At 54.6% G+C, this 24,003-nt stretch carries 19 protein-coding genes and 1 pseudogene; 10 read left to right on the forward strand and 10 right to left on the reverse strand.

Annotated features, from left to right (window positions below; genetic code table 11):
* Positions 1-36: 36 nt before the first annotated feature.
* The 5 genes from M4I36_RS01280 (at position 37) to queG (ending at position 4,880) form a co-directional block, all read left to right on the forward strand.
* Positions 37-1,893, forward strand: coding sequence for a spore germination protein (locus M4I36_RS01280; protein WP_258109819.1), 1,857 nt, complete (start codon positions 37-39; stop codon positions 1,891-1,893).
* Positions 1,890-3,041, forward strand: coding sequence for a GerAB/ArcD/ProY family transporter (locus M4I36_RS01285; protein WP_258109820.1), 1,152 nt, complete (start codon positions 1,890-1,892; stop codon positions 3,039-3,041). Before M4I36_RS01280 ends, M4I36_RS01285 begins: the two co-directional genes overlap by 4 nt.
* Positions 3,034-3,207: a hypothetical protein gene (locus M4I36_RS01290; protein ID WP_258109821.1), complete on the forward strand. Its 174-nt coding sequence runs from the start codon at positions 3,034-3,036 to the stop codon at positions 3,205-3,207. Before M4I36_RS01285 ends, M4I36_RS01290 begins: the two co-directional genes overlap by 8 nt.
* A gap of 84 nt (positions 3,208-3,291) precedes the next feature.
* Positions 3,292-3,738 (forward strand): ribonuclease HI, encoded by a 447-nt coding sequence (rnhA, locus tag M4I36_RS01295; protein ID WP_258109875.1) that lies wholly within the window; start codon positions 3,292-3,294, stop codon positions 3,736-3,738.
* Positions 3,735-4,880, forward strand: a complete 1,146-nt coding sequence (queG, locus tag M4I36_RS01300; protein WP_258109822.1) for a tRNA epoxyqueuosine(34) reductase QueG — start codon at positions 3,735-3,737, stop codon at positions 4,878-4,880. The genes rnhA and queG overlap by 4 nt, the downstream gene beginning before the upstream one ends.
* Positions 4,881-4,890: 10 nt before the next feature.
* Here the strand turns inward: queG and M4I36_RS01305 are convergent, their stop codons facing one another.
* Positions 4,891-6,393, reverse strand: a complete 1,503-nt coding sequence (locus M4I36_RS01305; RefSeq protein WP_258109823.1) for a phosphotransferase — start codon at positions 6,391-6,393, stop codon at positions 4,891-4,893.
* Positions 6,394-6,593: 200 nt separating this feature from the next.
* On the opposite strand from M4I36_RS01305, the gene M4I36_RS01310 reads away from it, so the two are divergent.
* Positions 6,594-8,657 carry a protease pro-enzyme activation domain-containing protein gene (locus tag M4I36_RS01310; protein ID WP_258109825.1) on the forward strand — a complete coding sequence of 688 codons (2,064 nt, stop codon included), beginning with the start codon at positions 6,594-6,596 and terminating at the stop codon, positions 8,655-8,657.
* 106 nt (positions 8,658-8,763) lie between these two features.
* Here M4I36_RS01310 and M4I36_RS01315 read toward each other — a convergent pair whose 3' ends face one another.
* Both M4I36_RS01315 and M4I36_RS01320 read right to left on the reverse strand, forming a co-directional pair.
* Positions 8,764-9,852 carry an isocitrate/isopropylmalate family dehydrogenase gene (locus tag M4I36_RS01315; protein WP_258109827.1) on the reverse strand — a complete coding sequence of 363 codons (1,089 nt, stop codon included), beginning with the start codon at positions 9,850-9,852 and terminating at the stop codon, positions 8,764-8,766.
* Between the two features lies 1 nt (position 9,853).
* The gene (locus M4I36_RS01320) at positions 9,854-10,648 is read right to left on the reverse strand and encodes an IclR family transcriptional regulator (RefSeq protein WP_258109876.1); all 795 of its coding nucleotides are present in this window, start codon (positions 10,646-10,648) and stop codon (positions 9,854-9,856) included.
* Positions 10,649-10,806: 158 nt separating this feature from the next.
* Between M4I36_RS01320 and M4I36_RS01325 the strand changes: the two genes are divergently transcribed.
* Positions 10,807-11,829, forward strand: coding sequence for an amidase domain-containing protein (locus M4I36_RS01325; RefSeq protein WP_258109828.1), 1,023 nt, complete (start codon positions 10,807-10,809; stop codon positions 11,827-11,829).
* Positions 11,830-11,886: 57 nt separating this feature from the next.
* Positions 11,887-12,348, forward strand: coding sequence for a tRNA (uridine(34)/cytosine(34)/5-carboxymethylaminomethyluridine(34)-2'-O)-methyltransferase TrmL (gene trmL, locus M4I36_RS01330; protein WP_258109830.1), 462 nt, complete (start codon positions 11,887-11,889; stop codon positions 12,346-12,348).
* 101 nt (positions 12,349-12,449) lie between these two features.
* On the opposite strand, the gene M4I36_RS01335 is transcribed toward trmL, so the two are convergent.
* The 5 genes from M4I36_RS01335 to pdhA form a co-directional block, all read right to left on the reverse strand.
* Complete coding sequence (locus M4I36_RS01335) at positions 12,450-13,655, reverse strand: MFS transporter (RefSeq protein ID WP_258109832.1); 1,206 nt, start codon at positions 13,653-13,655, stop codon at positions 12,450-12,452.
* Positions 13,656-13,973: 318 nt separating this feature from the next.
* Entirely contained in the window at positions 13,974-15,386 is a 1,413-nt protein-coding gene (lpdA, locus tag M4I36_RS01340) for a dihydrolipoyl dehydrogenase (RefSeq protein WP_258109833.1), read from the reverse strand.
* 3 nt (positions 15,387-15,389) lie between these two features.
* Complete coding sequence (locus M4I36_RS01345) at positions 15,390-16,745, reverse strand: dihydrolipoamide acetyltransferase family protein (RefSeq protein ID WP_258109834.1); 1,356 nt, start codon at positions 16,743-16,745, stop codon at positions 15,390-15,392.
* Between the two features lie 17 nt (positions 16,746-16,762).
* Positions 16,763-17,743, reverse strand: coding sequence for an alpha-ketoacid dehydrogenase subunit beta (locus tag M4I36_RS01350; protein WP_258109835.1), 981 nt, complete (start codon positions 17,741-17,743; stop codon positions 16,763-16,765).
* Positions 17,744-17,745: 2 nt separating this feature from the next.
* The gene (pdhA, locus tag M4I36_RS01355; RefSeq protein ID WP_258109877.1) at positions 17,746-18,786 is read right to left on the reverse strand and encodes a pyruvate dehydrogenase (acetyl-transferring) E1 component subunit alpha; all 1,041 of its coding nucleotides are present in this window, start codon (positions 18,784-18,786) and stop codon (positions 17,746-17,748) included.
* Between the two features lie 262 nt (positions 18,787-19,048).
* On the opposite strand from pdhA, the gene M4I36_RS01360 reads away from it, so the two are divergent.
* Complete coding sequence (locus M4I36_RS01360; RefSeq protein WP_258109836.1) at positions 19,049-19,771, forward strand: alpha/beta hydrolase; 723 nt, start codon at positions 19,049-19,051, stop codon at positions 19,769-19,771.
* Between the two features lie 161 nt (positions 19,772-19,932).
* Positions 19,933-20,811, forward strand: a pseudogene (locus M4I36_RS01365) (protein prkA); the annotation flags it as partial.
* A gap of 36 nt (positions 20,812-20,847) precedes the next feature.
* On the opposite strand, the gene M4I36_RS01370 reads toward M4I36_RS01365, so the two are convergent.
* Entirely contained in the window at positions 20,848-22,482 is a 1,635-nt protein-coding gene (locus M4I36_RS01370; protein WP_258109838.1) for a recombinase family protein, read from the reverse strand.
* Between the two features lie 194 nt (positions 22,483-22,676).
* The gene (locus tag M4I36_RS01375) at positions 22,677-23,906 is read right to left on the reverse strand and encodes an aminopeptidase (RefSeq protein WP_258109839.1); all 1,230 of its coding nucleotides are present in this window, start codon (positions 23,904-23,906) and stop codon (positions 22,677-22,679) included.
* Between the last annotated feature and the right edge of the window lie 97 nt (positions 23,907-24,003).

Here is a 24,003-nt window from a genome sequence, read left to right on the forward strand (position 1 = left end):
GGGCTGGCGAAGCATGGTGCACCTGGGGGTGTTTTTGTGCAGCTGCAACTATCCAAGTGGTTTCAGAAGCTCTTGATTGTCAACGACAGCGTAGTGGACGACCAATTCACTTTGACCGATGGAGAATCCTCGAACGAAGATGGGAGCGCATCGAGTTCGCAAGATGAGGTTAGGAGCGGAGTGGCGGCAGCTAGTCGACTGACCTCTGGAGGCGGTTCCATTCGTCCCAAGTCGTTGCGCGATTTTTTGAAACAAGGGCGGCAGGAATACGATGTGAGTGCAAAACAGCACGTACCAGGTCAGCCACACGGCATTCCAGTCGATTTAGACGAGACCAAACTTTTGCTGCAAAAAACATTTCACCTAGACATCAACAAGGATGTCGTGGTCCGTGATTTTATCATTGGCACAGAACATCCGTGGCGAGCCATGGCGGTGTTCGTGGACGGCATGGCCGACAAGACCACCATCAATACGCATGTTTTGCAACCACTGATGATTTTGACGCACATACCAGGAGACGAACCGCGGCGACACATGGAAACCATCGCAGAGCAACTGTTACCTGGCAATCAGGTGACGTTGATGCAGCAGTGGGGGGATGTGGTGCCGGCGATTTTAGCGGGATCGACCGCGGTCTTTGTGGATCATTGTGACGCAGCGATACTCGTTGAGACGAAAGGCTGGGAGCATCGGACCGTGGGCCCCGTGCAAACGGAGAATGTGGTTCGCGGACCGCACAACGGATTCACGGAAAGTTTTCGCGCCAACACGGCGCTGGTCCGCTCCTTGCTGAGAACGCCACATCTCGTCACGGACATCATCGAAGTGGGCACGTTGGCGCCGACTGACGTAGCGATCATGTGGATTGAGGGGCTTACGAACAAGAGCCTTGTGGAGGAGACGAAGCGGCGCATTCAGGCGATTGAAGTGGATTATCTGCCAGACAGCGGGTTGCTGGAACAGTTTCTCGACGACAAGCCGAGCATGATGATTCCACAAGTGTTTTCGACGGAGCGCCCGGACCGCATTGCCTCCCTGCTGTCGGAAGGGCACGTGGCGATTTTTGTCGGCAACAGCACGTTTGTGTTGGCGGTTCCCGTCGTCTTTTGGACGCTCGTTCATACTGCCGAAGATGCCTACTTGCGGTTCCCGTTTGGTTCTTTTCTGCGCGTATTGCGCTGGATTGCACTCGTGGTGGCGTTGCTCTTGCCAGCGATGTATGTGGCTATCACCAACTATCACCCGGAGATGATTCCGACCGATTTGATGCTGGCAATTGCGGGTAGTCGCGAGCAGGTGCCATTTCCAGTCGTCGTCGAAATTCTCTTGATGGAGTTCGCGATTGAGCTGATTCGAGAGGCTGGTATTCGCATCCCATCCATCATTGGTCCGACCATCGGCATTGTCGGAGCTTTGATTATCGGTCAAGCTGCGGTACAGGCGGGAATTGTGTCGCCCTTGTTGGTCATCGTAGTGGCTACGACGGCGTTGGCGAGTTTCACCATTCCTAATTATCACCTCAATTTGGCCGTGCGTGTCTCGCGCTTCTTCTTTCTGATTGCGGCTGCTTTTTTAGGGTTTTACGGCATCGCGATTTTGGCTGTTGTCTACCTTGTCCGACTCTCCGTGCAAAAGTCGTTTGGTGTGCCGCTGTTGGCTCCAGTCACCCCAAGCATGCAGAGTTCGCCAGACGTCCTCATGCGCGGCTACGTATTTCAAATGAATCAGCGGCCAGAATATCTACAGACGCAAAAGAAGTGGCGGCAAAGCCCAGTGACGCGTCCGTGGAGTAAAGACACGAGGCCAGTCCCACAGAGCGACCAAGAAGAAACCGGCGGGAGCACTGTCCACGCCGATTCGTCGCGCGGCGAAAGAAGGGATAGACCATGAAAACGACCACAAAGTTAGCGTCGAAAGAGCTGATTGCAATGCTCACCATCTTTGTCGCCTCGAATGCTTTTTTGATGTACCCGCGCTATGCCAGCCAGTCTGCTTTGGAAGCCGCCTGGATGGAACCGCTGGCGGCGGGACTCATGACGCTGCTTCTCTTCCTAGTCATGGAAGCGTTACTGTCCAAATTCTTTCCTGGCATGGACTTGGTGCAGGTGAGTCAAGAGACTTTCGGCAAATTTATCACGCTACTGTTGACCCTTATCGTGGTAGCCTACTTTGTCTTTTCGACCGCGAGCGTGGTGCGCCAATTTACCGAAAATGTGTTGATCACGGTCTTGCCGTCTACTCCCATACTCTTCGTTGGGGCAGTCTTCATGGCTGCCGTGGCCTACATTGCGTTTACTGGTCTTGAAGGGATCTGTCGTACCGCTTACTTTGTCCAACCAATACTTATCATCGGCATTCTTGGCTTGTGCCTCATGACGGCCAATTGGTGGCATCCGCTCTATCTATTTCCGATTTGGGGATCCGGCATTGTCCGCGTCGCTTCAGGCTCCTTTGCCTACTCATCCATCTTTGTGAATGTACTGTTGTTGTGCATCATTTTCCCACACGCGCATCATCCGCGGGACTTTCGGGCCATTGGCGTGGTCAGCATTGTCGTGTCGACCGTGTTGCTGTCGGCCTTTCTTGTCTGTTATCACATGGTGTTTCCAGCGCATGCGGCGGGGAAGTCCTCGTTTGCTCTGTATGAGCTGGCGCGCATGGTGTATTTGGGACGGTTCATTCAACGACTGGAAAGCGTATTTGTCTTTCTCTGGGTGACTGCCGCCATTGTCAAAATGAGCGTGACGTTGTGGGGCGCTGGTTATCTTCTCGGTCGGGCCATAGGATGGCAGACGTTTCGCCCTGCCATTCCTTCCTTGGCGCTTCTCTGCTTTGCCATATCTCTCTGGAAGGCAGACCTCTTGCAAGTCATGGCTTTAGACCAAAAATATTTGATGCAGTGGGGATGGACGGTTGCTTTTGTTCTTCCAATTTTTATTGTGCTGGCGGGCATTGTCCGGCATTACGCCCGCAGAGGTCGAATGGGGGGTCCGCATCGGCGGATGACATCTCGCCGAGGAGGACCGCAGCATGTTTAAGTTTTTACTTGCTATGTTAATTCCGCTCGGCATCTTCATCTACACGTGGTCGTTTGGTCATTGGATGCAGATAAAGCGGAAATGGATGGGTGCTTTTTTTGCATATGCCTTGGCGCTTTGCTCTGCGTCGACAACCGGAATTATCTTTTGGCGAATGTTTGTATGACCCATGAAATGAGCCGCTGACTCGCTATAATGAAGGCGAGGAGGGTGTCTCGTGGAACGTCCGCAGGAGCATCAATATTCAAGCATGGGGGAACACACGCAAAAAACGGTCGAAATCTATACGGATGGGGCCTGCTCGGGCAATCCAGGTCCGGGCGGGTGGGCAGCCATTCTGCTTTACGCAGGTCGAGCACGTGAATTGTCCGGTGGCGAGCGCCACACCACGAATCAACGCATGGAGATTCAGGCGGTCGCTGAAGGTCTGCGAGCACTCAAAGAGCCCTGTTCTGTGGTTGTCTACAGTGACTCTGCATACGTCATCAATTGTTTCAAACAGCGCTGGTACCTTAATTGGCAGAAGAACGGATGGCGCAACAGTAAGGGCGACCCAGTGCAGAATCGAGACTTGTGGGAGATGTTGTTGGAGCAGACGAAGCGCCATCGCGTGCGGTTTGAAAAAGTTCGTGGGCATGCCGGGGTTGATTACAACGAACGCTGCGATGTGCTGGCAAGGAGTGCTGTTCCCAGATGACTGCTTTGACAGCAGTGGACGTGCGCCGAATTGGGGTGGAGTTGGGCTTTGATGCCGTTGGAGTGACAGATGCCGCGCCTTTTCCCGAATTGGTAGAGCAGCTGCATGACTATGAGCGGCGCGGATTGACTGGTTTTGAGGAACGGGATGTGCAACGGCGCGTTCATCCAACGCAGTCCTTCCCAGACGCACAAGCGATTGTGGCCGTGGCAATGGCTTACCAAACGGCGTCCGGCCAAGCGATTGCCAAGTCGCACCCGACGGGCAGGCAGCACGGTCAAATGTCGGTGTACGTATATGGACAAGATTACCATCGAGTCATGAAAGAGCGGTTGGCCACACTTCATGAGCGTTTAATGGAGTTTTGCGGCTATGTTTTTCCAGCGCATATCGCGGTCGATACCTCGCCTTTAGTAGACCGGAGAGTAGCAGAACGCGCTGGTATCGGATGGGTCGGGAAAAATTGCATGTTTTTCGTTCCTGGTTATGGAAGCTATGTTTTCCTCGGGTCATTGGTTCTCGGAACGCCAGTTGACATTGAGAAACAAGATGCCAAAGTCAAGCACGAAGCGAGCGCATGTCACCAGTGCACACTTTGTTTGGCGGCGTGTCCGACTGGCGCATTGCTGGCACCGGGAGTGATTGACGCCACCCGGTGTCTCTCCTACATCACGCAGATGAAAGGTGTGGTTCCTCGAGAGTTTCGCCGGCGCTTAGGTCGCCGCGTTTTCGGTTGTGACACCTGCCAATGGGCTTGCCCGGAAAATCGAGGGGTGTTCGCTTCCAAGCACCATGAGTTCGATCCGTCCGAAGAATTGGCCCACCCGGACTTAATCGCATTGCTCCGCATGACGAATCGTTCCTTTATGCGCCGCTATGGGACATCGGCTGCCGCGTGGCGAGGGCTCAGAACTGTGCAGCGCAATGCACTCATCGCACTTGGCAATGCAGAGGCCGTCGAGGCGCTGCCGGAGATGATTCCATTTTTAACGCATCCACGCCGAGAACTGCGAGCCACGACAGCTTGGGCGCTTGGCCAATTCGATGCATCTGAGGCCAGGCAAACCCTGGCCTCAAGACTTCATGAGGAGACAGATGAGATGGTGCTTGAGGAAATTCAAGCAGCACTCGCCACGCCTTGACTGGGGAGCGTCAACTCGTCCCCAGAGAGGCAATCTGGGTGTCGAGCGAGTCAAGAAATTGTTGCCTTCGTTCAGCGTGCGCGCCGTAGCTGTGAAGTGCGTCCATCCATGGCCGTGCCGGGCCGTGCTGGCTTGCCTCCTGCAGGAGGCGCCAGGCGTGGTGCGGGAAGCGAAGCAGCGCAGCCGTGGTCCGATATTCTCCAGAGGAAATCGGGTGCACGTTGTTGTAGTTTAAAAAGCCTACATAGGCAAAGTCGGTCGTCCAAAAAGTGGTCTGGAGACTTCGGCGGAGCAGATGAGCGAGATCGACCGCACGCGGAGCAAAAGCTGCCATGTCGTAGTCGATGATACACATTTCCGGGCCATTTGGGACAAAGATGAAATTGGACGGAATGACGTCAAGATGACATAGTCCCGCGCGAGCCGTCTCGCGCTCGAGATATTCTTCACACGCACTGGACGCCAATGTTTCCGTCGCTTGACTCGCATCTTCCTCGAGGCGACTTCGATGTTCTTTAAGCCAGCTGTTCAGTTCCGAGTGCGGATATTCCCGAGCAATTCGCTCCATTGACCGGTTCAGAGCCGCGTGACGGCGCTTCATCATGGTCGCCAAATTCGCCGGAGTAGTGCGCAGTCGTTCTTTGTGCGGAAAGGCTCGGGTCTGCTCGTGGAGTTCCGCCAATGCATAAGCGATTTGACCAACCTGTGTCGAAGACGCGAAGTTCGCCGTTGCTCCATCCAGCCAACGCAAGGCGTAGTAGGTTCGGGAGTCGATGGTCACGTAGGAAGCGCCGCTCGACGTTCGAATCATCGGAGCAAACTGGCGAAAACCCTGTTGCTCGGCAAACTCTAACACCTCGTGAATGAGCCTTAAGCGCGAGGGATGGACATGCGCGAGTTTGACTGCAAAAATTCCTTCGCCCGTCTCCACCCGGGTCACTCCCCGCAAATTCATAGTGGACCGCACGTCCCAACCGTATTCTTGGAGCACCGCAGGGGGCACTTCACGTGGCGCAAGTTTGGCCATTCCGTAGCCATCGCCGTCTCGAAGCGGGCCTACTGTTTGTGTTTTGTCCAATGGGTTTGGTCCATTCGACCCCCTGGCTCCAGAATTGGCTGCCTTCAAATTCCCTTTTACGCCTTTCGAGGCTGAAGAATTGTTGAGTGGTTTTCGGGTGGTGGCAAATGCCGCCTCTGTAGCCGCGGGATATGACGTTTTCCCGGCAGGCCCAGAAGTTGAACCTTTGCCCACGTTCGAAGTCGTGCCGGATGGACGAGCCAGTGGCTTATGTTCGGCGACTGGAGCTGTAGTTTGGTCCGCCTCGTACTTTGTTTTACTCGCGGATTTAGGAATCACCGGGGCAGACTTGGCCGAAGGAGCAGACTCGTCCTGGCGGTCGTCACCCCCTCCGTTTGCTGCCTCCTGCTGCGCTACTTGCATGAAATAGGGAGGTTTCATCAACTCTTCGAGAATCGCACCCATCCAAGGCGTGCGTAAAGACCGGCGTTTCACCCCTATCACCTACTTCCGTTCTGACGGTTCCACGCCTAGCCTATGCAGATCATTCGGTGGTTGTCATGAAAATTGAGGAAAGTCAATCCTTCAAAAGTATTAGAAAAATTCTCGACTTTTCGGTAATGTTGTCCGCTAAATCTTCTAGATACACTGGATGTGGAAAGAATGCGACTTATCTCAGAAGGGAGATTCTTTGAATGAAAAGTCGGCAAGCCAAACGCGTCTTATCCACTGCAGTCTCTGTCGCAACGTTATGCATGATGTCCAGTCCAGTCACTGCCATGGCTGCTACGAACAATGTCTCTATCGCAACCGCATTGTCTGCACTCCCGTCGACAGCGGTCCTTCTCGGGGCTACTAGTCCAACTCAAAAAATGGTCGTCTCTCTTGTCCTCAAGCCACAAGCAGGTTTGACGAGCGCAGCCAATCAAATGATGAACACACCCATCGAGAATCGTCCGAAGTTAACTCCGACAGAATTCGCATCGATGTATGGCAATCCGCAGGCTTCGTCCATTGCTGATTATTTTTCTAGCGCAGGCCTTCAAGCGCAGGTTCAACCGGGAAATCTGATGGTCAATTTAACGGGCACTGCAAGTCAAATAGAAAAGGTGTTTGGCATTCAATTTGACAACGTGAGCGCCACATTGCCGGAATTTGGACTGCAAAAATTTTATAGAGCGACGGGAACGCCTACTCTCCCAGCGTCGATTGCTTCACAGGTGCAGTTGGTCGTTGGGTTGAGCAATCAGCCAACACTGAAGCCTATGTTGACGCGGGCGACAGGAAAAGGCGTGGGAGACTCAGCCACTCAGTACCCAGATGAGGGAGGAACGCCGCTCGATTACTTGCCCGCAGACATTCACGCCGCTTATGATGTCAATTCTGTATATCAGGATGGATATCTAGGGCAAGGTGAGACGATTGGCATCATGACCTTGGCAAATTTCAATCCTGCAAATACTGAAACCTTTTGGCAAGATACAGATCTACCGGCAACCCCCACTCTCCACCTGTTTGACGTAGACTGGGCTGGCAACAATCCGAACACCTCCGGACAAACAGAGTCCACTCTCGATAGTTCCGAATCAGGGGCTATGGCACCCGGTGCAACCATTGATGAGTACATCGGCTACACGGCAGGATATGCGAGTATGTTGCAGACATTTCAAGAGATAGTCAGCAATGATACTGCAGACGTCATCTCGTCTTCGTGGGGAGCTCCGGAAGATGAAGTTCCGACAGACTACATGAATGCACTGAATGACGTTTTCAAACAAGCTGTCATGCAAGGGCAGACCATCCTCCAGGCGTCCGGCGATACAGGAGCTTACAGTGACCCGAACTCCAGTGCTCCCGTGGCTCTCTTTCCAGCCACCAGTCCTTATGTGACAGCGGCAGGAGGGACAACGTTGGTGTTGGCGGACGACAGTAGAGTCAGTGAGACGGCTTGGAGCTATCTCCCGGTCGCTGGTTCGGACACCGGAGGTTCCGGAGGTGGGTATAGTAGCTTCTTCAAGGAACCGAGTTGGCAATTGAATGCGGGAATCCCTGACGCACCAAGAATGCGTGGGGTACCAGACGTCGCACTCAACGCCAACCCGGAAACTGGGTATCAAATTTACGATGATGGAGAATGGGAGAATGGATACGGGGGAACATCCTTCGCGGCACCGCAGTGGGCAGGATTTACCGCATTGATGGACCAAGCGCTCGGCAAACGTCTCGGCAACATGAATGAGATGGTCTACTCTCTGGCGCTAACGCCAGCCTATGCAAATTCCTTCTACGACATCACGGAAGGCACGAATGGAGCGTATAGTGCGGGTACTGGTTGGAGCGCAGTGACAGGCTGGGGCACACCCGATGTTTCTGGGTTGATTGCGGCCATCCAGGGCCCGACGCCGATTTACGAAAGTATCAGCAGCGCAGCATCCAGTGTTGATACTGGTCAATCGACGACGGTCACCGTTACCGTTACGGATGCGCGTGGCCAAGGTGTGGCCGGGCAGCCCATTTCGCTGACTTCAGACAGTACGACCGCGGATATTTCAAATGGCGGTTACGGGACGACGAATGCAGAAGGTCAGGCCACGTTTACCGTATCGGATAGCAGCGCGCAGGCCGTAGAATTCACGGGGACAGATGAAAATAGTTATGGCAATGTGGATCCGCAGAACGTCACTGTAGACTTTGTCCAGAATTCGTCTGGCCCGGCACCAGCAGCCGGGGGTCCGGCTCCTGCGCCAGCCACACCCTGAGTGCAACGTATTCTATCTTTGAGATGCAGAGAGCGCGTGGATTGACAAAGAGCCCATCAGCCCGAATGTTTCGGGGCTGATGGGCTCTTGTCTCTGTATACGGCACTCAGACGCTCTCGCCGAGTGTGCTCCACACTTCCAATTTTGTGCGTACGCGGCGTATGACTTCATCCGTGAATTCACTTGTGGTGGCTCCGCCTCCACCGAGATCGGACGTTCGGCAACCGCCCATGACGGTCTCCAAAGTGCTTTCGTATATGGCACGGGATGCGGATTGATAGTTCTTGTCGTTGATGTACGCGAGCAGGGACGCGCCGGCCAGAATCATCGCCATGGGATTGGCGACGTTTTTTCCAAAAAGGCTGGGGGCAGTACCATGGGGTGCTTCCGCCATGACCACTTTCGGACGCCAATTCTCGTCGAGCGACAAAAGAATGGACTCGGCGCCAGCAATCGACCCAAACATCTGCAGGACTAAATCGCTCAAGCAGTCGCCGTCGCGATTGAGGGCAGGAATGACCAGGGGCTCTCCTGCTTTGACAAGCAATAGTGCATATGTGGCATCAATTAACTGCGGTTCGTACGGAACATCTGGATATCTCGCGGCGGCGGCATCCAATTCTTCTTTCAGCATTCCCTCATAGATGGGCGATACGGTGAACTTGGGTCCGCCGAACACTTTCGAGTGCAATCGCTTGGCGTGCAAAAATGCGTATTCAGCGACTCCATGGCAGACGTGACGAGAGATTTTCTCGGTCCGGTAGGCCACTTCGTCCTCCTCTTTTGATTCGCGCCACTCCTTCGCGCCGTACGCATCGTCGACCGCCATGCGGACGACGGAGATGGGGGAGTAAACGCCGACTGGCGGCGCGACACTTGGGATGCGCCGCCCGGTACGGACAATCACCGTGCCGTTGATTTCTTTTCTCAAGATGGCATTTGGGCTGCCTACGTCGCCTTTCGTTTCGGGCGTGATGGTGGCTGCCTTGAGGCCCAGTCCAGTCTGCCGCATGGCCGCTGCTGCTTCATGGACAATCTCGTTTTTTGTCTCGCGCCGCTTGTCGAGACTAAGGTCGTATCGCTCAAACTCCATATCCAGTCCGATGACAGACGGGTCGAGCACGCGCAACGCTTGCTCGAGCAACTCTTGACCAGTTTGGTCGCCTTCCATGACAACAATGCGTGGTTTTGCCATGTTACTCCACCTCTTTCGGATTCATTTGTCGCGGATTGGCGGTGTCTTGTGACAGCCGTCGGGACATCCAGTGTGCGGACGCCCGCAAGGTCTCAATGTGTTCTTTCATTTTGTCTTTCGTAAAGCGCGACACGGGTCCGGAAATGGACAGCGAAGCAACGCAGTCATCGTCTCCATCGAAGACAGGGACGGCAATGGAAGCCGCATCCACGTCTCGCTCTTGGCTGGAAATGCCGAACCCCTCGGTGCGGATGGTGTGCAGTTGATGGCGCAGAGTTTCCGCTTCTTCTCCTGTGAGTTTGGTTGAGCGGAAGACCTCCTCCCACTCGCCGACCGGCGAGAAAGCGAGAAGCACTTTTCCCGATGCACCAAAATGCAATGGGTAAGACTTGCCAATAGAGACCACGCTGCGAATCGGTTCTTTGCTCTCGACCGCTTGAATGCGAAGACGCTCGGCGCCCGACTTGATGGACAGACTCACCGTTTCGCCAGTGATATCGCGCAGGCGAGTCATCTCAGGGAGGGCGAATACAGCGAGATCGCCATGGTGATAAACGCCAGACACAAGTTCTAGTAATATCCAACCAAGAACGTATTTGTCGGTGCTCTCGACACGGCGAACAAATCCCTTGCTTTGCAGCGATGCCAACAGTCGGTGGGTGGTGCTCTTATGTAATCCGACTCGCTTGGCGATGGTACTCAAAGACAGTTCCGCTTGCGATTGTGTGAAACACAGCAGGATGTCAAGCGCTCGTTCAACAGCGCGAACGGTGGTGCGAGTTCCCTCTGGTTGCATCAACTGGCATCCTCCCGTGTGTCCCACCCTGTGGGACCGTGTTCCACCATGAAGTATAACATAGGCGCTTCATCTTCTCACCGATCCTCACGCCCCCTCAGGGAAGTGACCAACGTGACGCTTCTGTCATAGGGTGCCCAGAGAGTGAGGTGCCAGTAATGGAAGCGGTTCTGCATGCAGTTCAGACATGGTTTGCGGCACGGAATCAAGCGTGGACGCTGCGGTCCAAAGAACGAGAGAGACTGTTTCGGTCGCTGCCCGCACAGACATCGTCCGTGGATATGCTGCGCCGCGAGTGTGCTCGCTTAGAGCGTGGCGCAGAGCTCCACGGGCAGAGACTCGTCCGCGCGCACAGTCATGTCACCATTGTGAGGATAGAGAGGAACAATCATCCTAAGTCTCCCGTGACTATCTATGCCCGCGAATGGATGTATTTTACGCAGATGGCCAATTCGCTGGCCCACGTTCATGGACGGGCGCTAACCCATGAAATGGTCTGGCGAAAAACAGACCATCACTGGAGATTGGTGGAGGATAAGGTGTGCGGACAAGAGGAGACCTGTGGTCTTCGTCAGCCATTGGTGCGATCCGCCATTCGTCCATACCCTCTGGTGCCTTCTTCACGAACTTCTGTGGCGCTCATGCGCCACGGGGAGTCTGAATTTGACAGGCTTCGCGCTGTGCGCTATGCCGATTTGTGGTGGAACGAAGCCAATCCGAGTTATCCGCAATATGGCAACGACGGAGCCAACTTTGTCTCGCAGTGCCTCTACGCGGGAGGAATGCGCATGTCTGTGCTTGGGTCAGCGGACAGTGGGGGCTGGTGGTGTCAGTTTGCTCGGGGCAAGGGGGAGGGCGTAGCCCATGTGTCGAGTGATTCAGTGCCAGAACCAAGTAGTGAAGCGTGGAACCGCCCAGGTCGTCTCTATGAACACTTGACGTATCATCGGGGTGCCGTGCCACTGTCGTCGTCCAGTGATTTGTTGATTGGTGATTTGGTGTTTTATGATTGGACGGGTTCTGGGAAAGTGCAACACGTGGCGATGGTGACCGATTTTGATGCGGCGGGACGACCTCTGGTGAACGCTCATTCGCTCGACTGCCAGTATCGACTATACACCATGTCTGACTCTCTTGCGTGGAGCGACAAATGCCGCTATCGGTTTCTGCGGATTCCCTGAGGTCAGTGGACGCGAGTGTTAGACTATGGAGAGAATGTTCCATGTGGAGGATCTGCAGTGTTACAGATTGTCTTGTTTGAACCAGAAATTCCCGCGAACACGGGAAATATTGCGCGGACTTGTGCCGTGACAGGGTGCGGATTGCACCTCGTGCGACCGCTTGGTTTTCGCGTGGACGATAAGCAGTTGAAAAGGGCTGGACTGGATTACTGGCATTTGCTGAATGTCTGCTACCACGACTCATTGGAAGATTTCTTTTCCTATGCTGCGGGAGGGCGCTTTCATTTTGTAGAGACCAAAGGTAGGCATGACTACACAGAGGTGGAGTATCAGGAGTCGGACTATCTCGTCTTCGGTAAGGAGACCACAGGTCTCCCACCGGAACTGCTTGAACAGCGCGAGGATGAAGTGATTAGGATACCCATGCGAAACGAAGCGAGATCGCTCAATTTGTCCAACTCGGTGGCGATTGTCACTTATGAAGCGCTACGGCAGCAAGGGTTCCCGGGACTGCGCTGAGCAGACCGACAGTGTCGGCTGAATGGATGCTTTCAAGAACGCCGGGGCCGGCTTTGAACAGCCGGCTATGTGGCGAACTGATGAAGAAGAGTATGTGCGTTTTAAGTGGCAGTCAGGCGGTCACTCTGCTTATGCACCAGCGCCAAGTTGATGAGTGCCAACACGAGGATGCCGATGGTCACGATGGCGAAGGTGGTCGGTTGGGTCAGTACGAGGGGGCCGAGAAGTGGCGGTAGTAAAGCAACGCCGACATTGGAGGCCATGCTGAAGCCAGCCGTCTGTACGCCCGCTCCCAGTGCTTCGCGGGAGGCTGCTCCCGTCGCGGCCAAGGCGAGTGCGTAGGTACCGTTGCCAAACAGACCGAGCAGGAGGAAGACGATTTTGAGGACGCCAGGGCCAGTCAACCATGCACCGGTGAGGGCGAGCGTGACCATCGCGGTGAAGATGGTCGTCAGGGCCAGCAACGTCCAGAGCCAGGCGCGCGGATGTCCGAACGTGTCGGCGAGCCAGGCGAAGAGGATGGCGCCTATGGCGGATCCTAAAAAATTCAGCGCGGTCAACAGAGACCCGAGAGCGGCTGCGTTGGACAAGTGCTGATGACTGAGTGCGCTGACCGCAATTCCGCCGAACATGACGCTCGTGGCCGCGATGGCGAGTCCAATCCACCACCAACGCGGGCTACCGAAAACGACTCGGCTGGTCGCTGTGGACGTGGCGTCTGGCGCGGACTGCTGCAATCGACCAGCTGTGGCAAATAGGAAAATGCCGGCGACCAAGTTGACGGCAAAGACAAAGGTCAGTGTGCCAGTCAACCCGAACACTGCGGCGAGTCGTGGGCCGAGAAACGCCCCAACGGACATGCCGAGAAACAAGAGGCCAATGGTCAGGCCGGTCACGGCACGCCAGCGCACAAGGCCTGCTTGACGAAGCACGGCGCCGACAGGTGAGATGAGAAAAGGGTAGGCGATGGCTGCAACCGCTTGCGCTACGAAAAAGAGGGCATAGGAAGACGAGAAGATGCGCACACCGAGGCCCACGACGGACAACAAGACGGCCGTCCGCAGGACTGGAGAAACGCCACTCTTCTTAGCCCACCATGCAGCGGGTAGGCTGAACACAATCATGGCAAAGCCGTACAGAGACACGAAGAGGAGGATGGAACTGAGTGATGATTGAAGATGATGAATGAGGTCTGGAACGAGCGGCGCGAGGACAAACCACGCCATGCCGAGCGTGAACGCAAACACGACGTATGCCACTGCTGTGCCGCGGTGGACGCTCGCTGAAGATGAAGTGACGGACGACATAAGCGACCCTCCCAGAGTCGAAATTTGGCTGCCCACGGGCGTGGACATCCTATCGCAAGTATACGGATTGTCTCCCCAGTAAAGAAGAGTGACTGGTGCTTTCCCATGCACAAAATTTTCTGCAAAACTTGATGGAACGACAAAACAGACCTCATCCTCCGAATCGGATTTGAGGTCTGTTTTGTTTGGTGCAGACGTTGCGCGTAGCCACCCGTAGTTTTGAACAGCTACGCAAAGAGACAAGCGGGGGCTATCCCCGGCTTTGGCGTGGTATGGACAATGCTTGCAAGTTGGTTGAACAGACTCGGTTTGCGTCCGTTACTTGCTGACGACGTGAATGGCTTGGCCGAGCCCTACTTCTGCTGCTTCCATCACCATTTCTCCGAGTGTCGGGTGAGCATGGATGGTGAGAGCCAAGTCTTCCAGCGTGGCGCTCATTTCAATGGCCAAACCGAATTCAGCAATCATGTTTGATGCTTCCATTCCGACAATATGCGCTCCAACGACGACGCCGGAGTTCTTATCGGCCACCACTTTGACAAAACCAGCATCTGCGTTGAGGGAGACGGCACGGCCGTTGGCCGCAAATGGGAAACGACCCACGGCAATTTCGCCGTATTCCTTTTTCGCCTCGTCCTCGCTAAGGCCGACGGAAGCCATTTCTGGGTCAGAGAAGACGACTGCCGGGATGCAACGATAGTCGACAATGCTTGGATGGCCGGCAATTGCTTCCGCTGCCACTTTGCCCTCGTAAGAAGCTTTGTGCGCAAGTGCAGCACCAGGGACGATGTCGCCAATCGCGTAGACATGCGGATTCGTCGTGCGTCCTTGAGAATCGACCTGAACTAAGCCTTTGTCAGTCAATTGAATCCCTGCGTCCGCAAGGCCCAATTCTTCAGTGTTTGGACGGCGCCCAACGGTGACCAGCACGTAGTCGGCACTCACACTTTGTTCCTGGCCATCTTTATCGGTGAACGTCAACGTCACGTCTTTGTCGGTTTCTGCGACCGATTTCGCCATCGCCTTGGTGTGAATCGCCACGTCATATTTCTTCAAGTTGCGCTCCACCAGCCGGACCATCTGCTTGTCGAAAGCGGCAAGAATAGAGTCGAGTCCCTCGACGATGGTCACTTTTGTTCCGAATTTCGCGAAAGTCTGGCCGAGCTCGGTACCTATGTACCCTCCACCGACGATGACCATGCTGTCCGGGACTTTGTCCAAATTCAGGGCCTCTGTGGACGAGATGACCCGCTTCCCAAAGGGCAAAGACTTCAATTCAATCGGTCGAGACCCGGTGGCAAGAATGCAATCTTGGAACGTAAACCGCTCGCTCTCGTGTTCCATCATGATGCGAACTTCGTTCGGTTTGGTGAAAAATGCTTCTCCTGCGAGCACCTTAATCTTGTTGCCTTTCATCAGCGTTTTGACGCCGCCCGTCATTTTTTCAACGACCGACTGCTTCCACGACTGCACTTTTGCATAGTCCAACTCGGCTTTCGTCGCGATACCAGGAAACGCTGACTCTTTGGCTGCTTCATAGTGGTGTGCCGCAGAAATCAACGCCTTTGATGGAATGCAACCGCGATTCAAGCAGACGCCACCCAGTTCGTCTTTATCCACAAGAGTGACCGATTTGCCCAACTGAGCGGCGCGAATTGCCGCCACGTAGCCGCCCGGTCCGCCTCCGATGACCAATACATCTACTTCTTCACTGAATTCGCCAACGACCATGGATTACACCTCCAACAAGAGTAAACGCGGGTTTTGCAAGAAGGATTTGATGTCGTTCAGGAACTGCTGTCCGAGCACGCCATCAATCATGCGGTGGTCAAAAGAGAGAGACAGCGCCATCATTTGAGCTGCGAAGACTTCCCCGTTTTTCAATGCAGGTCGCTCCGTGATTCTACCCACACCAAGAATAGCTAATTCCGGGTAGTTGATGATAGGCGTGAAGAACATGCCACCAGCCGACCCAATGTTCGTGATGGAGATGGTACTTCCCTTCATTTCGTTCGGAGACAGCTTACCACTGCGACCACGTGTCGCCAAATCGTCAATTTCAGACGCAATCATCCACATGTTCTTGCGGTCTGCATGCTGGACAACCGGGACCAGCAAACCGCGGTCTGTGTCCGTCGCAATGCCAATGTGGTAGTAATGTTTGACCACAAGTTCCTGCTTCTCTTCATCGTAGTAGCCGTTGACGGTTGGATGTTTGCGCAGAGCGGCCACCAGAGCCTTGACGATAAACGGCAAATAGGTGATTTTGACGCCTCTGTCCGCCGCCAGCGGTTTAATTTCTTTGCGCAACTGAACCAACTCGGTGACATCAACTTCGTCCATCAGGGTGACGTGCGGCGCTGTGTAGGCCGACCGCGCCATCGATTCAGCAATCTTCTTCCGTATCATCGTCAGCGGAATGCGCTCTTCGGGCGCGCCGTTGTCTGTGCCGGACGGGACCGTGCTACCTTGGTTCGCCGCTGGCGCCGCTGGCGCCGCTGCAGATGCCGCTGCTGCGCTTGTGTCCGTGCCGGCTTGGCTGCCGCCGGTCTTGAACGCCAGCACGTCTTCTTTCGTAACCTTGCCGTGATTTCCCGTGCCGTGAACCTGAGTGATGTTCACGCCTTCTTCGCGAGCAAACTTACGCACACCAGGAGTTGCCAACACTTCGTGCGCTTGGCTCGATTCTGCCGCAGGTGTGGTCGTCTTCTTGTCCGGACCGGATGTGCCTTCGTCCTTGGACGCTGGTTCCGTCGTTTTAAAGGCAGACGGCGGTTCACTTGGGGGAGCTGGTGTAACCTCCGGAGCTGGTGCGCTCTGGGCCGGGGCTGTGGGAGATGCATCCTCCCCAGCTACTTCCAAAATCATCAGCACGTCGCCGACAACAGACGTGGTGCCCTCTTCTACTTGGAAGGAAACTACTTTTCCACTCACGGGAGATGGCAGTTCCACCAGCGCTTTGTCATTTTCTACTTCTGCGACCGCATCGTCCTCTTGAATCGTATCACCCGGTTTGACCAGCCATTTGCTGATCCGCCCTTCGTGCAGACCTTCTCCGAGTTCTGGCAATTTCAGTTCGTAGGTTGCCATGGTGTCACCTCCTGAATTTAGAGACTCATCACTTTTTCTAAGCCGCGAATGACCTGGTTCTGCGAAGGTAGCCATTCGTCCTCAATCAGCCCGAATGGGTAGACCGTGTCCGGTGGCGAGACGCGCAGCACTGGAGCTTCCAAGTAGAAAATTGCGTGCTCCGCAATCTGTGCGACGATTTCGGCGCCAGCTCCCGCTGAACGCTGTGCCTCCTGCAGGACGATAGCGCGATGCGTCTTTTTGATGGACGTTACAATCGTGTCCAAGTCGATGGGGCTGACTGTGCGCAGGTCGATGACTTCGGCTTGAACGCCTTTCGCCTTTGCCCACTCGTCGGCCGCTTTGAGTGCCGTGTGTACCATAGCGCCGTAGGTGACAATCGTGATGTCTTTACCTTCGCGAGCCACCACTGCTTGGCCGAGAGGAACGGTGTACGACTCTTCTGGTACCTCTTGGCGCATGGAGCGGTAGAGCTTCATGTGTTCCAGGAACAAGACCGGGTCGTCATCACGAATGGCGGAAATCAGCATTCCCTTGGCGTCGTATGGGTTAGAGGGAATGACCACTTTCAGGCCAGGACTCTGTACGAATAGACCTTCCAGGCTATCCGCGTGCATCTCTGGTGTGCGAACGCCGCCACCAAACGGAGCGCGATACACAATCGGGCAGGAGTAAGCGCCATTCGACCGATAGCGCATGCGTGCTGCTTGTGAGGCAATCTGGTCAAACGCCTCAAAGACAAAGCCGAAAAATTGAATTTCCGCAACGGGTCGAAACCCTTGGGTGGCGAGACCATTGGCCAAGCCAGCAATTCCAGACTCGGCAAGCGGCGTGTCAAACACGCGGTCCTTGCCATATTTGTTTTGAAGGCCATCGGTCGCTCGAAAAACGCCGCCGTTGTGCCCCACGTCTTCACCAAAAACCAGCACGCGCTCGTCGCTACCAAGCTCCAGGTCGAGTGCGTTGGTGATGGCTTGAATCATCGTCCACTGTGCCATGGTTACATTCCCTCCTGAGCCGAAAACTCTTCGCGTTGCCGAACGAGGTCGCTTGGCAATTCCTTGAACATGGAGTCAATAAGGTCTGGGATGGTCATCTTTGGAGCTTCATCCGCTTTTTTCAGAGCGTCGTTGACCGCATCCTTCGCCTCTTCCACGACTCGGTCTTCGTCTTCCTTTGTCCACAATTGTCGACCTTCCAAGTACGTGCGGAAACGAATGAGTGGATCTCGCTGCTCCCATTCCGACTCCACTTCCTTGGTACGGTAGCGAGTGGGGTCGTCACCAGACATGGTGTGTGGACCGTAGCGGAAGGTGATGGCTTCAATCATGCTCGGGCCGTCGCCGTTTCGAGCGCGATCGACCGCCTGTTTGGTGGCGACATACATGGCCAATACGTCCATGCCATCGACTTGCACACCGGGAATGCCGGCTGCCGTGGCTTTTTGGGCCAGCGTCTTGGCGGCAGTTTGCAATTCCACGGGCACGGATATAGCAAATTGGTTGTTTTGGACGATGAAGACGGCTGGTAGGTGGAGTGCTCCAGCAAAGTTCATGCCTTCGTAAAAGTCACCTTGCGAGGTACCACCGTCGCCCGTATAGGTGATGGCCACGCGCTTTTCGCCTTTTAGTTTGAAGGCCAGAGCGATGCCAGGCGTTTGAACAATCTGCGCGCCGATAATAATTTGCGGCATCATCACATGTACGTCTTTGGGCATTTGTCCACCCAACTGATGGCCGCGCGAGTAAAGGAACGCTTGGTGAAGCGGCCATCCATGCCATACACATTGGGGAACATCTCGGTATCCGGGTACGATGAAGTCTTCTTTGTTGGTTGCGTACTCGCTCCCAATCATCGAACCTTCTTGACCAGCCACAGGGGCGTAGAAACCAAGTTTGCCTTGGCGGGTGAGACGTACGGCGCGTTGGTCCCAGATGCGCGTGAAGACCATGCGGTGCATCAATTCACGGAGCGCATCGTCGCTAAGTTTCGGAAGCAAATCAGAGTTGACAACCTTGCCTTCCGGACTGAGTATTTGCATGTAAGGAACGGTTGGGTCTTGGACAGCAGTGCTCACAAGGTTCACCTCATTCTCATTGTGGTCGAGTTTCCACCTTGGCGGACTCGGTCTTGCCGCTAGTGATACAGCTTCAAACTCATTATAATACACATGAAGACGGTAAGCGAACATTTTCTTTGCTGTAGCTACATCATCTGTTATATAATAAATCTCAATTTGCAATGTAACAGTTCTACACAGAGACGAAATTTGTCGACGAACGACGCGAGAGGATGTCTTTCTGATGAGTGTTCAGCGCACCATTGAAGCGCATGAATTGCACAGTGAAATACTTGGTGAAGAGCGCACGGTCAAAGTGTATCTGCCGCCAGGCTATGACCCACAGGTAGCCTATCCGGTGTTGTATTGCCACGACGGTTTGGAGTTTTTCACGCACGGACGCGTTGCGACACTTGTTCAGGAACTGATTGTCGAGCAGGCGGTGAGGCCAGTTCTCATTGTCGGCATCGCCGTTCATTTGAAAGAGCGCAACAACGACTATGCCATGAACGGATCGAGGCATGAAAAGTATTGCCAGTTTGTCATCGAAGAGTGCATTCCATTCATTGAAGACCACTATTCTGTTCGCCCAGAGGAGCGCTCAATGGCAGGGATTTCTTTAGGGGCCGTTGCCACCCTGTCCCTTGTTCTGCAAAATCCCGGATTTTTTCGCCACCTGATGCTTTTTTCAGGTGCGTATTTCCCTTATGTTCAAGAGTCACTTCGGATGGTCGCAGATTTGTCCGCATACCGAGCCTACATGGTCGTTGGAAGCGATGAATGGAAAGCAGAGACGCCGGGGGGGACGTTTGACTTCTTGACGTACAATCGACAAATGCGCGACCTTTTGTTGGAACGAGGGATGGATGTCGACTATCGCGAAGAGCCTGGCAATCACGTTTGGGGATTTTGGCAAAGGCTTTTGCCGAACGGACTGCGCTGGTGGCAAGGCGTGTCGGAACAATAGTCGATGCCCATTTTCGCGGGCGGGCGAAATGGGTCAAGTAGAAGAAGAATAGAATGAAGGAAGGCGACGCCACAAGTCGCCGACCGTACATGCTACCAGTTTCCTGTTGTCCAGTCGAATTTTGCCCACTGCGTCAGCTCTGAAAGATAGGAGGAATCGTCATGGACTTTCTCGATCGCCTCAATCGCTATCGAGCAGAGGAAGAGGCGCTGCGTTGGGACGGCACGTTTTCGGATTATCTTGACATCGTTCGAGAGCGACCAACCGTCGCCAAGAGTGCACATGCGCGAATTTACGACATGATTGTCGCTGCTGGTATCGAACGGGATGCAGAAGACAAACCGGTTTATCAATTTTTCGAAAGAGAAATGTATGGGCTGAGTCAGACCTTGGAGCGACTCGTAGAAGAGTATTTTCATGCAGCCGCTCGGCGACTCGATGTGCGCAAGCGCATACTCCTGCTCATGGGCCCAGTCAGCGGTGGCAAATCGACCATCGTGACCATGTTGAAACGGGGCTTGGAGCGGTATACGCGCACGTCGGAAGGTGCGCTGTACGGAATTAAAGGCTGCCCGATGCACGAAGAACCTCTGCATTTGATTCCAGCTCAACTGCGCGCGGAATTTGAACAAGAATATGGTTTGTTTGTGGAAGGTAACCTCTGTCCCAGTTGTCGGATGATACTAGAGAATGAATATGGTGGAGATATTCAGAAAGTACCCGTGGAGCGCGTGCTTTTGTCCGAAGAACATCGCATTGGCATCGGCACCTTCAGCCCCTCAGACCCGAAGTCGCAAGACATTGCGGATTTGACGGGCAGCATCGACTTCTCCACCATTACCGAATATGGGTCGGAGAGTGATCCACGTGCGTATCGGTTTGACGGGGAACTGAACAAAGCGAATCGCGGGTTGATGGAATTTCAGGAAATGCTAAAATGCGATGAAAAATTCTTGTGGAATTTGCTCAGTTTAACGCAAGAAGGAAATTTCAAGGCCGGACGTTTTGCACTGATCTCTGCCGACGAGATGATTGTGGCGGGATGAGTGCAAAATCGCCGGGAGCTCAGGTTTTTCTCACGTTGTCGATGCGGGAGTGTGCTGACTGGCCGCGGACCGCAGTTCGACATCCAGATGAAAAGTGCTCGGGCGATTTCGCCCGCCGCCTTTTTCGGTGACTTCCAGGCGGACACGATGAAGCACGGCGTGCAGGAGTCGGTTTTTTAAGGCAGCGTCGCCAAGGTGCCGATAAAGGTCGGCCAAACTGTCCATGTCAGGGATGATGCGAGGCGTCACGGCGAAGGAAGTTCGGACATCGTGATTGTGGTCATCCGGCGCGTCATGCTCAACTTTCGCTAAGTCGGCTTGAATCTTCTCTATTTCAGCGCTCGTGTCGCGGCGGACAAGCAGGTATTCTTCGCGGCTGAGAATGCCGTCCAGCAGAAGCGTTCGAGCTTCGGCCATGCGCCGCTCCCATCGTGCGAGTTGCCGTTTTTGTCGATCCCGCTCCTCCTCCACGGAAACTTTCGCCACGCGTATCCTGGTCTCCTCCGCATTTTCGACTGCTTCTCGAAACATACCGAGTGTCGCGAATTTCAGGTGGACGAGCACTTGGATGAGCTGGTCTTCGCAGGTTCGGTACTTGACGGACTGGCCGCACTGACGGCAGTAGAGAAACTCCTTCGTGTACGTGGACCGCTCTCCGTTTTTGCGCAGATACGATGGCTGCGAAGACTGGCGTACCAGCGTTTGGTTGCAAGCAGCACAGGTGACGAGGCCAGCGAGTTCCCAACTGCGCCGCGCTCGCTCTGCCGCTTGGCGAGAACCTTGTCGAGCGTCACGGGTCGCCAGTCTGTTCTGTACCAGCAACCAGATTTCGTCGTCCACGAGCGGCTGAAAAGCGTGCTCTACGACAATGCGTTCACCGCTCGGTCGCACGGTCACTCTCCCGTCCGTCTTGTTGCGGCGCGTTTTTCGGAAGACGAGTGTCCCGTGGTAGGCTGGATTTTCTAAAATCCGGCGAATGACGGTGGTTCTCCAGGTGGGTTTTCCGCGCGGAGAAAGGATGCCCTCTCCTGCCAGTCGACGAGAAATCGCCTGTACAGTCAGCTGTTCGTGCGCAAACCAGACGAATAGGTTTCGAACGACTGCCGCTTCCTCCTCATGCGGTACAAGAATCTGGAGATTCCGATGGTATCGGTAGCCGTAGGGAACACTGCCAGCCACCCATTTGCCACGACTCGCGCCGTCGTACTTTCCCTCCGTTAGTCGCCAAACCGTCATTTCGTATTCCTCGCGATTGAAGAAGAGAGAAAAGCGAATCATGCGGAGGTCGCTGAAATTAGCGGGATCGTACACCGCGTCCTTGGTAATGATGAAGATGCGGCGGTCTCGCAGAATGTCGTAAACGAGGCCCATGTCGCCATAACTGCCGCGGCCAAGGCGGGAGAGGTCTTTGCAGACGATGGCCTGATACTTGTCCCCGAGTTGTGGCAAGAGGGCGCGAAAGACGGGACGATGCTGAATGCTGTCCCCCGATGCCACTTCTTCGGCGATGTCGTAGTCAAAGTTCTGATGCGCCAAAACTTCGCGAATCATCCACTCCCGTTGCTTCTGCAAGGTGTCTTCGCCGCGCCGTTCGGCCTCTTCATCTTCGCGCGACCGGCGCAAGTAACAGATGGCCGTGCGGACGGGCAAGGCATTATTGGACATGAGTCCTTCCCCCTCTCGGCGGTGCTCGTTTTTCTATATGTATTCCAACGAGTAGAGTTCATGAAGTTCGCGGTTCGGGCATGAAGGCGGCGTCAGTCGCGCTCACTGCCACACGTTGCATGAGAGATCAAAAAACACACTCTGCCCGCGGCAGAAGTGTGCTCTTTGGTCGTCATTGAGAAGGCTGGAGGCCATCAGATGACCCAGTTGCCCTTTCGGAAAATCGCGATGTCGCTACCGTCTTCCAAGGTACCATCGATGTCCAGTTCCGCCGAGCCAATCATAAAGTCGATGTGCGTGATGCTGTCATTGGCACCGTTTGCGACCTGCTCTTCTTCGGTCATGTCGCGACCGCCCACGAGGCAGGTAGGGTAGGCTTTGCCGATAGCCAGATGACAAGACGCATTTTCGTCAAACAGCGTGCTGTAAAACAGTTGATTGAGATTGGAAATCGGTGATTCATGAGGGACTAAAGCAACTTCTCCTAAATAGTGCGATCCGTCATCCGACTCGATGAGTTCCTTCAGCGTTTCGAGTCCGCTGGTGGCATGATACTTCGTAATGCGCCCACGCTCGAACGTCAGTTCAATGCCTTCGATGACGGTCCCGTTGTAAGCGAGCGGCATGGTGCTGCGAACCACGCCCTGGACGCCGTCTTTCTTAGGCAACGTGAATACTTCTTCTGTCGGCATGTTGGCTACAAAGGAAGTGCCTTTCCCGTTGATACTGCGCGCGGCCAGCCAAGTGTGCAATTCCGGCAACTCAATGGTCAAATCGGTGCCCGGCGCGGTGTAGTGTAGTTTCTTGAAGTGGTGGCTGTTCATGAATTGGGAGCGGCGCTCTAAGGCGTCGAGATGGTTGTGCCATGCTCCTACCGGATCGTCCTGGTCCATGCGCATCACGTGAAAAATCGCATCCCAGAGCTTTTGCAGTGCGTCGGTCTCGGACAGTTGCGGGAACATTTTCTTGGCCCAGGAGACGGTCGGGATGGAGCAGACCAGCCAGGATACGCGGTCTTCCATGAAGTTTCGGTTTGCCTCTTTGAAGGCTGTTCCCCATGCGCGCGCGTGAACGGCGATTCTTTCTGGAGAAATGTCCGCAAGCAGGTCGGGGTCTTCAGCATCCACCACCAGAAAAGCAGTATTTTTCTCACACAGCTCTTCTTGTTTACGTACGGCCCACGCGGGTACGTCGCTCAAAGCGTCCATCGACTCGCGGTTCATGCGCAGATGTCGAATGACCGGCGAGTGCCAGTCAATGTCTACCTGGTAGGCGCCAGCATCGTAAGCCTTTTCGGCGAGGATGTGCACAAAGTCTGCAGCCTCCAGTGGAGCCCCAATATGTACGGGCTGCCCCTTTTGAACATTCAGTCCCACGTTTACTAGAACTTCTGCGTATTGCTCCAACTTTTCTCGACTCGGCACGGGTCGTCCCACCTCTCTTTGCATTCGCTTTCATTGTAGCGGATGCGTCTGCAAAAGTGTGTCGAAATTGCTTCGGGACGTTTCTGGCAATCTTGGC

The organism is Alicyclobacillus sp. SP_1 (assembly GCF_024706985.1).
Taxonomy (GTDB): Bacteria; Bacillota; Bacilli; order Alicyclobacillales; family Alicyclobacillaceae; genus Alicyclobacillus_I.

Excerpts from the sequence above, each read along its gene's own strand:
- M4I36_RS01285 (WP_258109820.1), top strand. The coding sequence starts at position 1,890 with ATGAAAACGACCACAAAGTTAGCGTCGAAAGAGCTGATTGCAATGCTC.
- M4I36_RS01290 (WP_258109821.1), top strand. The coding sequence starts at position 3,034 with ATGTTTAAGTTTTTACTTGCTATGTTAATTCCGCTCGGCATCTTCATC.
- rnhA (WP_258109875.1), top strand. The coding sequence starts at position 3,292 with ATGGGGGAACACACGCAAAAAACGGTCGAAATCTATACGGATGGGGCC.
- queG (WP_258109822.1), top strand. The coding sequence starts at position 3,735 with ATGACTGCTTTGACAGCAGTGGACGTGCGCCGAATTGGGGTGGAGTTG.
- M4I36_RS01310 (WP_258109825.1), top strand. The coding sequence starts at position 6,594 with ATGAAAAGTCGGCAAGCCAAACGCGTCTTATCCACTGCAGTCTCTGTC.
- M4I36_RS01315 (WP_258109827.1), bottom strand. The coding sequence starts at position 9,852 with ATGGCAAAACCACGCATTGTTGTCATGGAAGGCGACCAAACTGGTCAA.
- M4I36_RS01320 (WP_258109876.1), bottom strand. The coding sequence starts at position 10,648 with ATGCAACCAGAGGGAACTCGCACCACCGTTCGCGCTGTTGAACGAGCG.
- M4I36_RS01325 (WP_258109828.1), top strand. The coding sequence starts at position 10,807 with ATGGAAGCGGTTCTGCATGCAGTTCAGACATGGTTTGCGGCACGGAAT.
- M4I36_RS01335 (WP_258109832.1), bottom strand. The coding sequence starts at position 13,655 with ATGTCGTCCGTCACTTCATCTTCAGCGAGCGTCCACCGCGGCACAGCA.
- lpdA (WP_258109833.1), bottom strand. The coding sequence starts at position 15,386 with ATGGTCGTTGGCGAATTCAGTGAAGAAGTAGATGTATTGGTCATCGGA.
- M4I36_RS01345 (WP_258109834.1), bottom strand. The coding sequence starts at position 16,745 with ATGGCAACCTACGAACTGAAATTGCCAGAACTCGGAGAAGGTCTGCAC.
- M4I36_RS01350 (WP_258109835.1), bottom strand. The coding sequence starts at position 17,743 with ATGGCACAGTGGACGATGATTCAAGCCATCACCAACGCACTCGACCTG.
- pdhA (WP_258109877.1), bottom strand. The coding sequence starts at position 18,786 with ATGCAAATACTCAGTCCGGAAGGCAAGGTTGTCAACTCTGATTTGCTT.
- M4I36_RS01360 (WP_258109836.1), top strand. The coding sequence starts at position 19,049 with ATGAGTGTTCAGCGCACCATTGAAGCGCATGAATTGCACAGTGAAATA.
- M4I36_RS01370 (WP_258109838.1), bottom strand. The coding sequence starts at position 22,482 with ATGTCCAATAATGCCTTGCCCGTCCGCACGGCCATCTGTTACTTGCGC.